We start from the raw sequence: 11,631 nt of genomic DNA, 5'->3' as shown, positions 1-11,631 counted from the left end.
GGGCGGGTGGCGGCGCCATGGCGGGCTGCGCTCGGAGTCAACGATGGCCGCGCGACCGGCGCCCAGCGCGGGCCGCGCGGCCCCCTCAGGCCGTGAACCCGCCGTCGATGGTGATCGTCGCTCCGGTGATGAAGCGCCCGCCTTCGCCGGCAAGGTGAGCGACCGTGGCGGCGATGTCGTCGGTGCTGCCGTAGTGACCGAGCGCGAGCATGCTCCGCTGCATGTCCGCTCCAGCGCCGTTGGCCGGGTTCATGTCCGTGTCGATCGGGCCGGGCTGGATGAGGTTGGCGGTGATACCGCGCGGCCCGAGATCGCGGGCGAGGCCCTTCGTGAGGCCGACCAGCGCGGTCTTGCTCATGGAGTACAGCGTGATTCCCGGCCCCGGCACCCGGTCGGCGAGGCAGCTGCCGATGCTGACGATGCGCCCGCCAGCGCCCATGTGCCGCGCCGCGGCCTGCGAGGCGAGGAAGACGCCCCGCACATGGATCCCCAGCGTCTTGTCCAGGTCCGCGAGCGTCACCGCCTCGAGCGGCGCCATGATGGCGACACCGGCGTTGTTGACGAGGATGTCCAGCCTGCCGAGCTCGGCCACCGTCCGCTCGACCGCGGCGACGATCGCAGCCGGATCCGCGGTGTCCGCCGCGATCGCCATCCCCCGCCGACCCGCCGCCTCGACGTCGGCGATGACCGAGCGCCCCTTGTCCGCGGCGCTCACGTACGTCAGCGCCACATCCGCCCCGCCCCGCGCCAGCCGCTTGACGATCGCCGCGCCAATTCCACGGCTGCCCCCGGTCACCAGCGCCACCTTGCCTGCAAACTCCGCCATCACTACCTCTTTTCTGTACAGATCGATACAGAATATATACGTTGTCCCGTGACCGGTGGTCAATCGGTTTTTTATCGATCGTCACAGAAATACAGAAAGGTCTCGATGATGGTCGGACGGGGTCGCCCTCGCAGCTTCGATCGGGACGCCGTCTTGCGGCGGGCGATGGAGGTGTTCTGGGAGCGGGGCTACGAGGGCACATCGCTCAGCGATCTCACGGCCGCGATGGGCATCAACTCGCCGAGCCTCTACGCCGCGTTCGGCTGCAAGGAGGCGCTGTTTCGCGAGGCCGTGGCGCTCTACAGCGAGGTCGAGGGCGCGGCGACGAACCGGGCCATGAGCGACGAGCCGACGGCGCGCAGGGCGGTCGAGGCGATGCTGCGCGGCAACGTGGAGGGGTACGCGACGCCGGGCAAGCCGAGCGGCTGCATGATCGTGCTCGCCGCGACGCTCGGCACGCCGGAGAACGAGCGCGTGCGCGCCTACCTCGCCGGGTGCCGGCGGGCGGCGCTCGACGCGCTCCGGAGCCGGCTGGATCGCGGCGTCGTCGAGGGTGACGTGCCGGTGGGCACCGACACGGCGGCGCTCGCCGCCTTCTACACCACCGTGCTCCAGGGCCTCTCCCTGCAGGCTCGCGACGGCGCCTCGCGCGAGGCGCTCCAGGCGATCGTCGACTGCGCGATGGCGGCATGGGAGACGCTGGCGAGGCCGCGCGCCGCGGTCTGAGCGCGCGCGGCGGCGCGCGCGGCGAGCCTGCGCGCTACGTGGCTTCGTTCATCGGCCGCATGACGATCTGCACGATGCGCGAGCGGTCCCGCGGCAGCGCGGCGAGCACCACGGCCTCGGCCACGTCCTCCGGCGTGGAGAAGCCGCGCATGCGCTCCGAGCCGGCGGTTCGCCCGTCGCCGAGGGCGAAGTGCGTCTCGACGCCGCCCGGACAGACGGCGCTCACCTTGATGTTGTCCTGCCAGAACTCGCGATCGAGCGCCTGGGTCAGGCCCATCTGCGCGAACTTGGAGGCGCAGTAGATGGCCTCGTTCGGATAGCCCTGCAGGCCGGCGACGCTGGCGACGTTGATGATGTGGCCGCCGCCCTGGCGGCGCATGTGGGGGATCACCTCGCGGCAGAACAGCCATGTCCCCTTCACGTTCGTCGCCATGATGCGGTCGTAGTCGTCCTCCGACCACTCGAGGAAGGGCCGGTATCCGCCGATGCCCGCGTTGTTGACGAGGATGTCGACCCTCCCGAGCTCGCGGACCGCCCGCTCCACGCACGCGGCGACGGACGCGGCGCGGGTGACGTCGGCCTCGATCATCAGCCCGCGGCCGCCCGCCTCGCGGAGCTCGCGCTCGAGCGCGGCCAGATCGTCCGTGGTGCGCGCCACGCCGACCACGACGGCCCCCTCCCGGCTCAGCGCGAGCGCGCTGGCCTTCCCGATTCCCCTGCTCGCCCCGGTGATGAGCGCGATCTTGTCCTTCAGCCGCACGGTGTCCCCCTCTCTCTCCGCCGCGCGCACAGGAACGGAGCGCCGCCCCCCCGCGCCGGCGGCAGGCACGCTATCACGGGCGCGCCCCGCCGGCGCGAAGCCGGTGCCCGGCCTCAGGCAGAGCGCCGGCCTCGAGGCTGGTCTCGGGGGCGGCGGTCGCGGCCCTCGCGCTCCGCGGCGCGCCGCCGGGAAGCACGGCCGGGCTGAAGGGGTGATATAGGACCTGCCATGACCACGCCCGCGCTCCCATCGAAGCTGCCGTCGACCGGCGTCAGCATCTTCACGGTGATGACGCGGCTCGCGAACGAGCACGGCGCCATCAACCTTTCGCAGGGCTTCCCGGATTTCGACTGCGCGCCGGATCTGGTGGAGGCCGTCGCCCGCCACATGCGCGCGGGCCACAACCAGTATGCCCCCATGCAGGGCGTGCTGGCCTTGCGCGAGGCGCTCGCGATGAAGATCGAGCGGCTCTATGGCCGCCGCTACGACCCGGCGACCGAGATCACGATCACCTCGGGCGCCACCGAGGGCATCTTCAGCACGATCACGGCGTTCGTCCGCCCCGGGGACGAGGTCATCCTGTTCCAGCCCTGCTATGACTCGTACGCGCCGGCCGTGCAGCTGAACGGCGGAACGCCCGTGTTCGTCACGCTCCGCTTTCCGGAGTACCGCGTCGACTGGGACGAGGTGCGGCGCGCGATCACCCCGCGCACGCGGCTCCTGCTCATCAACTCACCGCACAACCCGACCGGAACGATGCTGTCGGCCGACGACATGCGCGAGCTCGGGCGGGTGCTGGAAGGGACCGACGCCCTCGTCGTCGGTGACGAGGTGTACGAGCACATCCTCTTCGACGGGCGCCGGCACGAGAGCCTCGCGCGGTATCCGGAGCTGGCCGACCGCTCCGTGGTCATCAGCTCGTTCGGGAAGACGTACCACACGACCGGCTGGAAGGTGGGCTATTGCGCGGCGCCGCAGGCGCTCTCGGCCGAGATCCAGCGGGTGCACCAGTTCGTGACGTTCGCGGTGAACGGCGCCATCCAGCACGCGTATGCCGAGGTCGTGGCGCGCGATCCGCTCGCCGCCGATCTCGCCCCCTTCTACCAGGCAAAGCGCGACCGGTTCCTGAAGCTCATCGAGGGCTCGCGGCTGCGCCCCCTGCCGTGCGAGGGCACGTATTTCCAGCTCGTCGACTATTCCGAGATCACGACGGAGCGAGACGCCGATTTCGCGCTGCGCCTCATCCGCGAGCACAGCGTCGCCTCGATCCCGATCTCCCCGTTCCTGTCCGGCGTGGAGCCCGGGCCCGTCCTGCGGTTCTGCTTCGCCAAGCGGGACGAGACGCTCGAGCGCGCGGCGGAGCGGCTGCGCCGGGTCTGAGGGCCCGCCGCGGCGGACCTCCGGGGCGCCACCTTCCGTCCACCCGGCTTCGTCGACAGCCGGGCGAACTCAATGCCTCGCAGCCACAGAGGAACGACCTCATCATGAATGCAGAGAAGAACGACGCATGTCAGGCCCACGAGCTCCTCGCCGAGGCCGAGCGGATCTCGGCGCTCCTCGCCGAGCACGCGGCCCGGCACGACCGGGACGCCACCTTCCCGATCGAGGGGCTGGCCGCCACGATCCGCTCACCGATCAACACAGCGCTGCTCGGCGGGGCCGCCGGCGACGACGCCGCCCGCGCGCCCTGCTCGTGGCTCACCTTCGGCCGCATCGTCGCCATCCTCGCGCGGGGCGACGCGTCGTTCGCCACGGCGTGGCTCATGCACCAGGGCGCCATGTCGGTGTACCGCGCCCTCGTCGACCCCGGCGAGCGGTCCCGCTTCGAGCAGGCGATCCGCCGCGGCGCGTGGGTCGGCAACGCGCTCTCCGAGCCCACCAGCGGCAACATGTTCCTCGTGCCGCGCCAGGTGGCCCAGAAGGCCGAGGGCGGCTATCGCCTGACCGGCGAGAAGCGCTTCGTCACCGGGTGCGAGCACGCGGACTTCTTCTTCACGGCCGCGGTCTGCGACGGCCAGCCCGCCTTCTTCCTCCTCGAGAGGGACGACTCGATCGCCATCGAGCCCGTCTGGGACACGCTCGGCATGCGGGCCACGCGCAGCCAGATCGTCCGCTTCCAGGGCACGCTCCTGCGCGAGTCGCGGCGGCTCGCGGTCGATCCCACGGCGCCCAACCCCATCCCCAACGGCCTCGGCTGGCTCTCCGTTGGCATCGCCGAGGCCGCCATGGCCGCGGCCGTGGCCTACGCCAAGGAGCGGGTCCTGCCGCCGGGCGACCGGCCCATCGCCGAGCTGCAATGGGTGCAGTTCGCCGTGGCCGACATGAGCCTGCGCCTCGAGGCCGCGCGCGCCCTCGCCATGCGCACCGCCGCCGCCCTGGACGCGGGCGACCCGAGCTACGGCCTCCTGCAGCTGCAATCCAAGGTGGTGGCCAACGAGGCCGCGGTGGCCATCGCCACCTCGGCCCTGGAGATCGCCGGCGGCGCCGGGTACATGCGCAGCCGCCCCATCGAGCGCCACCTGCGCGACGCGATGAGCGGCCCCATCATGGCCCTGTCCGGCCCCGCGATCCGCGACATCGTGGGCAAGGCCCTGCTCGGCGTCGCCTGACGCCGCGCGTGCGGCCATCTGCGCGAGCCCGCGCGGCGTCGGAGCGCACGGCGCCTACGCGCGTCAGCCGAGCAGCTGCCGGATCCGATCGAGCAGATCCGGAAAGCCGATCCCCTTCGAGAGCACCGCGTCCGGCGGGGGCGCATCGCCGAGGGCCTCGTCGCCGCTGCCGCTGATCAGCACCGCCTTCGCGCGCGGCAGGCGCGCCCGCAGCACCGCCACGAGATCGGTGCCGTGGCCGTCGCCGAGGTTCTGATCGAGCAACGCGAGGTCGTACCGCGCGCCCTCCGCCGCGATCTTCCGCCCGGCCTCGGCGAACGAGCCGGCCTCCTCCACCTGGAAGCCCTCGTCCTCCAGGAGCGTCGCGAGCACGAACCGGGACGACGCGTCGTCGTCGACGAGGAGCACGGTCACGCTCACGCCGCCCTCCTCCGCCCGCGCGGCCGGCGCGGTCGCGGCCAGGCAGGGCGCAGCGCCCGCCCCTCCCCGGCGCCATGTCCCCCGGCCCTCAGCACGTCCCCGGGTCGCTCCGGGCGCGCGCGATCGTGTGCATCAGCTCGCGCACCTCGAACGGTTTGTGGAGGCAGGCGTACCCGCCCTGGCTCGTGAACGCGTGGATCATCTCCGGCGTCGCGTGGCCGGTCATCGCGATCACCGTGATCTGGCGGCTCAGCCGCCGGATCTGCTCGTGGGTCCTCACGCCGTCCAGCGACGGCATCCGGAGGTCGAGCACGCACACGTCGACCGCCGCGTCCCGCGCGCGCTGGATGGCCGTGTGCCCGTCGTACACGGCCTCCGCGCGCAGCCCGGCCGCCTTGAGCCCCGCGACGATCGACTCCGCGACCGCGGGGAGATCGTCCACCACGAGCACGCCGCGCGAGGAGAGGGCCCGCGCGATGATCCGCATGAGGTGCTCCATCGAGAAGGGCTTGTAGATGACCGCATAGACGCCCTCGCCGATGCCCTGCTCGATGAGCTGCTCGCGCGCGAAGCCGGTCATCAGCACCACCGTGAGCTCCGGCTGGAGCCGCTTGATCTCCCGGAACGTCGCGACGCCGTCGAGGCCGGGCATCCTCACGTCGCTCAGCACGAGCGCGAAGCGCCGCTGCCTCACGAGCTCGAGCGCGTGCGCCCCGTCCCGCGCCTCGACGACCTCATACCCCTCGAGCTCGAGGTTCGCGGCGAGCGTGGCGCGCATCCCTTCCTCGTCGTCCACCACGAGCACCGGTCCGGTCCCTTGCATCGACGGCCGTCTCCCTCCGCTGTCACGCGGGCTGCACGGAGGAGTGTACCTCCGGCGCCGCGGCGCGCGGTAACCGGATGGTGAACGTCGTCCCCGCGCCGGGCGCGCTCTCCACCGCGATCGTGCCGCCGTGCAGGCGGACGATCCCGGCGGTGATGGCGAGCCCGAGGCCCGTCCCCTTCAGCTTCGTGCTGAAGAGCGGCTCGAAGATCTTCGCGAGGTGCTCCTCCTCGATCCCCTCCCCGTTGTCGGCCACCACGAGGCTCACGGCCTCGTCACATACACGTCCAACCACACGCACCCACCCTTCGCGTTCGACCGGGATCGCCTCGGCCGCATTCTGGATCAGGTTCACGAGCACCTGCCGGAACTGGTCCTTGTCGAGGCTCGGCACCGGCAGCGCCGCCGGCACGAGGTTCTCCAGGCGCACGTGCGCGGGCGGCGCGACGACCGACATGGCGTCGTCCACCAGGGGCGCGAGCGGGCAGGCGGTGCGGCGGAGCCTGCGCTCACGCGCGAAGTCCAGGAGATCGCCGATGATCCGGTTGCACGAGAGCAGCTCCTTCTCCATCAGACCGAGGAACCGGGCGACGCGCGGCTCCGCGCCGACGTCGGTCCCGGCGAGGCGCTTCTTGAGGTAGTGCGTCGCGTTCCGGATGGCGCCGAGCGGGTTGCGGAGCTCGTGCCCGACGCTCGCCGCGAGCTGCCCTATCGCCGCGAGCCGCTCGACGCGCACGCTCGACGCCTGGGCCTCGCGCAGGCTCTCGGCCATGTGGCGGAGCGCCGTGCCCATGCGCCCGAACTCGTGCTTTCCCAGGTCGGGCAGCGGGTAATCGAGGTCGCCTCCGGCGATGCGCCGCGAGCACTCCGCGAGCGCGCCGAACCCGCGCGCCATCGAGCGCAGGAGCCCGCCGAGGAGGACGACGAGGAGCACGAGCGCCGCCGTCATCAGGGCGATGCTCGCGATCCTGATCCTGGCGCCTGCGCGGCCCGCCTCCTCCGCGTTCCGCGCGACGTCGCGCCGCGCGTCGGCGATGGCCGCGTCGATCTGGGGCACGAACCCCTCCTCGTACTCGGCCTCGGGGCGCTCCACGAACCTCCGGTAGGCCGCCAGATCCCCGGCGCTCGCCATGCGGGACACGTGGTCGACACCCCCGGCGATCGCCGCGAAGCTCGCGCGCATCCGGCGCAGGCGCTCGTCGCCCTCCTGCGCCTCGCGCAGCGCCTCGGGGGCGCGCTCGCCCTCGATCAGCGCCCGCTCGAGCGGCTCCCACGCCCGCTCGAACGGCTCCCGCGCCCGCTCAAGCGGCTCCCGCGTCCGCTCGAGCGCCTCCGCCGCGGCCAGGTCCCGCGCGACGAGCCCGGCCAGGTAATGGAGCTCCTCGGTGTCGCCGCCGCCGAGGGAGATCTCCGCGGCTTCCCGCATGTAGCGGCCGGCGTGGTTGGCGAGCGTGACATGGCGGGTGAGATCCTCGTACGACAGCTCGGCGCGCCGCTGGAGCCGCGTCATGCTGGCGGACGTGACGTGGAGCGCGCCGGTCGCGAGCAGCACGACGGCCGCGGCCACGGCGAAGATCAGCGAGAGGGCGGCCCGGATGCTCATCGCGGCGCCTCGGCCGCGCGCGCCGTCACAGCCGCTCCTCGGCGCCCGCGCCGGGCGGCTCGGGCGCTGGAGCGAGGGGCAGCTCGATGCAGGCCAGCGTGCCCGAGGGCGCGCCGCGGCCGAGGGTGAGCGCCCCGAAATAGCGGCGCGCCACGCGCCCGGCGATGTTGAGCCCGAGGCCGAGGCGGCCCGGCTTGGTGGTGTAGAACGGGCGCGTGATCGCCTCCCGCTCCTCCTCGGGCACGCCCGTCCCCGCGTCGCCGACCTCGATGCGGTAACGCGCGCCCACCACGCTCCCGCGCAGCGTGACCACCCCGCCCCCGGGCATCGACTCCGCCGCGTTCTCGACGAGGCACCGGACCGCCAGGGCGAGCTCGGCCGGATCGAGCTCGACCACGCCCTCCGCCGCGTCGACGTCGACGCGGATCCCCGGCTCGGCGATGCGCGCGCAGGCCGCCGCCGTGAGGACACACTCGCGGGCGCTCGCGCTCACCGGCCGCCGCCTGAGGCTCGGGTTCGCGTCGACGGCGCCGTCGACGAGCGCGCTCGCCGCGATCGCCTCCTCGTCGATGACGTCGAGGAACTGCTCCACCCGCGGGTCGTCCCGAAAGGCCTGCTCCCGGGCGACCTTGCGCCGGATGAAGAACGCCGCATTGCGGATCGTCCCGAAGCAATTGCGCAGATCGTGGCGCAGCGTGGCCACGATCTCCTCGGCCGTCGCGGTCTGCTCCACCGCGCCGAGCGGATCTCGGCTCGTCATCGTGGGGGATGGCCTCCTCGGGTGCCGCGTTCGCCGCCGCGGGCGATCACTTGAGGGTCCGGGCCGGGAGCCCAGCGTCTCCGACCCGCACCGTGTCCAGGTAGCTCGACGCCGCGCGGGAGGACGGGGGCGGGTACGAGCTCACCCGCTCGCGCTGCGAGGACGCCGGCGCGTCCTGGGCCTCCCGCGGCCTGAGCGACGGCGCGGCCCTCCTCGTCTTCGAGGCGGGCGCGGCGGCCTCGCGCGCCGAGGAGGCGCCCGCGCCGGCGTCCGCGGACCGCCTCGCGCGGGCGAGGCGCGCGAGCTCCAGGACGATCCGGGTGACCCGGGCGGGCTCGAACGGCTTGAGGATGACGTAGTGGCGGCCCGCCTCGCCGGAGCGGATGTACTCCTCGTCGCCGGTGATCAGCAGGCAGCTCGTGTAGAACGGCAGGCCGGCGACCCGCTTGAGGAGCTCGTCTCCGTTCATCCCGGGCATCTTGTAGTCGGAGCAGACCACGTGGAACTGGCCTGTCTGCAGCAGCTCGAGCGCCCGGTGGGCGGACGTGCAGGTCTCGACATCGACGTCGTCGTCGAGGACGGCCGCGATGCTGTCCAGCATCCTCCGCTCGTCGTCGACGACGAGCACGCGCAGCCGCTCCTGGGCATACAGGCTCACGATTCTCCTCTTGTGTGCTCGTGCAGTGATCTGGACGCAGCCCGGGCGAGCGGCGGCAGGACGCCTCGCGTCATGTCGCGCGCGCTCGGCCCGCGCGCTCCAGGCTGTGCGTCGGCGCCGCATCGACACCCATGCTCTCGTGTCGATGCGTTCCAGCCCGGAGCAGCGGCGCAGCAGATTAGGAATCTACACTACTCACCCTTCCCCGGCAACGAAGATTCCTGAACGATTCCTGAGCGGTTCTCCGGCTCGCCGTCGCGGGGCGTCATCGCTCTTCCTCGTGCGTCTTCGTGCTTCCAAGTCACCGTCTTGAAACATTCGATTCACACGAACGATAAGCGCGTCGGCAGTCCGCCGCGCGCGACGCGCATGGATTGCACATCTGCAAGGAGCGGGGAGATCTCGACGCGAAAAGGCGCCATGAACTGCGACTCTGTGCGAGAGGCATCCATTACAGAGTTGCAATCAGCGCAGGTGTGCGCTCGGCGCCGCTCGCCGGCGGGCAGGCGCGCGGCCGTCCCGGTGGAGCCGGGCCGCCTCCCGTCTCCTCATCTGTGACCGGCGGCGACGGACGCGCGCCGCGCGGCGCTGAGGACGGCTGCGCCCCTCGGCTGTCCTCAGCGCCGCGCGGCGCCTGACGACCGTGGAGTGACCTCCGCGATCCCGTCTGGTAAGATGTGCGTGTCCATGCCACCGGCCATCGACAAACGCGCGTTGCTTGCGGCCCTGAAGGATCAGCTCGCCCGTGAGCTCGAGCGCTTCACCGAGCGGGCGCGCGACGCCGCGAGCGCCGTGACGCACGAGGAGAACCGCGCCGAGGGCGACAAGGACATGCGCGCCACCGAGGCGTCTTACGTGGCGCGAGGTCACAGCGAGCGCGTGCTCCAGATCGAGCAGGCGCTCGCCAGGCTGGGCGCCGTCACGGTGCGCGAGTTCGGCCCTGGTGCGGGCATCGAGAGCTCGGCGCTGGTGGAGCTGGAGAGCGGAAAGCGGCGCGCGCTCTACTTCGTCCTGCCGGCCGCGGGCGGCGAGCGCATCCAGTTCCAGGGGGTCGAGCTGCAGACCCTCGCCACGACGAGCCCCCTCGGCGCGTCCCTGCTGGGCCTGTCGGAGGGCGACGAGGCCGAGGTCGCCACACCGCAGGGGACGCGCACCCACCTGATCGCCAGCGTGCGGTAAGGCCGGGCCCGATCCCGCCCGCGTTGGCCTCTCCCGGCTGGCAGCGGAGCGTGCTCGAGAGCCCGCCTCAGAAAAAGTAGCTCACCCTCGTAGGGCCCCCCTCCCCGCCGGCGTCACAGGGATGAACGACCCGCTCGGCACGACGCGGGCGACCCAGGAGAAGAGTCCATGACGCAGTCTCGTTGGTGGAGGCTTGGTGGGATATTGCCGCTCGTCGGCGCGCTCGTCGGCGCGGCCGGTTGCACGGCGGAGCCGGGGCAGGGCGACACGTCCCCGAGCGAGGAGGCCGCCGAGGCGGCGCTCGCTCAGGGGCCGTCGAAGGGGGACCGCCCCGGCGGCCACCGGAAGGGCTTCGGCGGCCACCACGGCCCGGAGCACCTCCTGCGCGCAGCGCTCCACGAGCTCGACCTCTCGGACGCGCAGAAGGCGACGATTAAGGGTGCCCTCGAGGGCCTGCACGACGGCGCGAAGGAGCACCCGGACCACGGGGCCGTCCTCGCGGCGCTCGCCGAGGGCGTGCGCGCAGGCAAGATCGATCGGGCCGCGATCGAGGCGAAGCTCCCGGACGCCGGCCCAGTGCCCGAGGAGCACCGTGCGCGCGTCGCCGGGGCGCTGAGCACCCTGCAGGCCACGCTCACGAAGGAGCAGCGCCGAAAGCTCGTCGACGCGATCGCCGCGAGGATGGATGAGCGAGGAGAGAGGGGCGACCGCGGCCCGCGCGGCGAGCGCGCCGGGATGCACGGCCCCGGCATGATGCACGGCCCCGGCATGAGGGGCGGTCCGCTGGGCCACCTCCTCCACGGCCTCAACCTCAGCGACCAGCAGCGCGCGCAGCTCGACAAGGCCCTCGAGAGCCTGCGACCGAGCGACGCTGACGTGGACGCGAGGCATGCGGCGAAGCGCGCCGAGATGCGCGCGCGGCTCGAGACGTTCGCCGCGGACCGCTTCGACGCGAACGCGTTCCTGCCGGCCGCGGACGCGGAGATGGGCCCACGGGCGCACCTGGGCCACATGATCGACATGCTGGGCGCGATCGTCCCGATCCTCGACGTCGCGCAGCGCAACGCCCTAGCCGATCGCCTCGGGAGGGGCCCGACCGCGGGCAGGCCGGACCACGGCCCCGGGCACGGCGACCACGGCCCCCGGCACGGCGACCACGGCCCCCGGCACGGCGACCACGGCCCCCGGCACGGCGATCACGACCCCGGGCACGGCGACCACGGCCCCGAGCGCCGCTGAGCGCCGGTCCCGGTGGCACGCGCGGTGC

General features: G+C 72.7%; 12 protein-coding genes. 5 read left to right on the top strand and 7 right to left on the bottom strand.

Going from position 1 to position 11,631, the window contains the following annotated elements; translation table 11 throughout:
- Nucleotides 1-85: 85 nt before the first annotated feature.
- On the bottom strand, nt 86-826 hold the full coding sequence (locus WME73_RS48450; RefSeq protein WP_437914011.1) for an SDR family NAD(P)-dependent oxidoreductase: 741 nt from the start codon (nt 824-826) through the stop codon (nt 86-88).
- A 108-nt stretch (nt 827-934) separates the two neighbouring features.
- On the opposite strand from WME73_RS48450, the gene WME73_RS48445 reads away from it, so the two are divergent.
- Entirely contained in the window at nt 935-1,552 is a 618-nt protein-coding gene (locus tag WME73_RS48445) for a TetR/AcrR family transcriptional regulator (protein ID WP_437917513.1), read from the top strand.
- Between the two features lie 34 nt (nt 1,553-1,586).
- On the opposite strand, the gene WME73_RS48440 is transcribed toward WME73_RS48445, so the two are convergent.
- Nucleotides 1,587-2,312, bottom strand: coding sequence for an SDR family oxidoreductase (locus WME73_RS48440; RefSeq protein WP_437914010.1), 726 nt, complete (start codon nt 2,310-2,312; stop codon nt 1,587-1,589).
- Between the two features lie 228 nt (nt 2,313-2,540).
- Here WME73_RS48440 and WME73_RS48435 point away from each other — a divergent pair, with 228 nt between their 5' ends.
- Together WME73_RS48435 and WME73_RS48430 are read left to right on the top strand one after the other, a co-directional pair.
- Nucleotides 2,541-3,692: a methionine aminotransferase gene (locus tag WME73_RS48435; RefSeq protein WP_437914009.1), complete on the top strand. Its 1,152-nt coding sequence runs from the start codon at nt 2,541-2,543 to the stop codon at nt 3,690-3,692.
- Between the two features lie 104 nt (nt 3,693-3,796).
- A complete protein-coding gene (locus WME73_RS48430) occupies nt 3,797-4,921 on the top strand; it encodes an acyl-CoA dehydrogenase family protein (RefSeq protein ID WP_437914008.1) in 1,125 nt (374 codons plus the stop codon).
- 63 nt (nt 4,922-4,984) lie between these two features.
- Here WME73_RS48430 and WME73_RS48425 read toward each other — a convergent pair whose 3' ends face one another.
- From WME73_RS48425 to WME73_RS48405, 5 genes are all read right to left on the bottom strand, one after another.
- On the bottom strand, nt 4,985-5,341 hold the full coding sequence (locus WME73_RS48425) for a response regulator (protein ID WP_437743048.1): 357 nt from the start codon (nt 5,339-5,341) through the stop codon (nt 4,985-4,987).
- Between the two features lie 88 nt (nt 5,342-5,429).
- Entirely contained in the window at nt 5,430-6,164 is a 735-nt protein-coding gene (locus WME73_RS48420; RefSeq protein WP_437743047.1) for a response regulator, read from the bottom strand.
- 22 nt (nt 6,165-6,186) lie between these two features.
- Nucleotides 6,187-7,767, bottom strand: coding sequence for a sensor histidine kinase (locus WME73_RS48415; protein WP_437743046.1), 1,581 nt, complete (start codon nt 7,765-7,767; stop codon nt 6,187-6,189).
- Between the two features lie 25 nt (nt 7,768-7,792).
- A complete protein-coding gene (locus tag WME73_RS48410) occupies nt 7,793-8,527 on the bottom strand; it encodes a sensor histidine kinase (RefSeq protein ID WP_437914007.1) in 735 nt (244 codons plus the stop codon).
- A gap of 46 nt (nt 8,528-8,573) precedes the next feature.
- Entirely contained in the window at nt 8,574-9,185 is a 612-nt protein-coding gene (locus WME73_RS48405; RefSeq protein ID WP_437743044.1) for a response regulator transcription factor, read from the bottom strand.
- 687 nt (nt 9,186-9,872) lie between these two features.
- On the opposite strand from WME73_RS48405, the gene WME73_RS48400 reads away from it, so the two are divergent.
- Nucleotides 9,873-10,364, top strand: a complete 492-nt coding sequence (locus WME73_RS48400; protein WP_437743043.1) for a GreA/GreB family elongation factor — start codon at nt 9,873-9,875, stop codon at nt 10,362-10,364.
- A 168-nt stretch (nt 10,365-10,532) separates the two neighbouring features.
- Nucleotides 10,533-11,603 (top strand): Spy/CpxP family protein refolding chaperone, encoded by a 1,071-nt coding sequence (locus WME73_RS48395; protein WP_437914006.1) that lies wholly within the window; start codon nt 10,533-10,535, stop codon nt 11,601-11,603.
- The last annotated feature ends 28 nt before the right edge of the window (nt 11,604-11,631 follow it).

Origin of the sequence: Sorangium sp. So ce302 (assembly GCF_051530145.1) — a bacterium.
In the GTDB taxonomy this organism is placed as follows: Bacteria; Myxococcota_A; Polyangia; order Polyangiales; family Polyangiaceae; genus Sorangium; species Sorangium cellulosum_B.
This window is presented reverse-complemented; position numbering and strand designations above follow the sequence as displayed.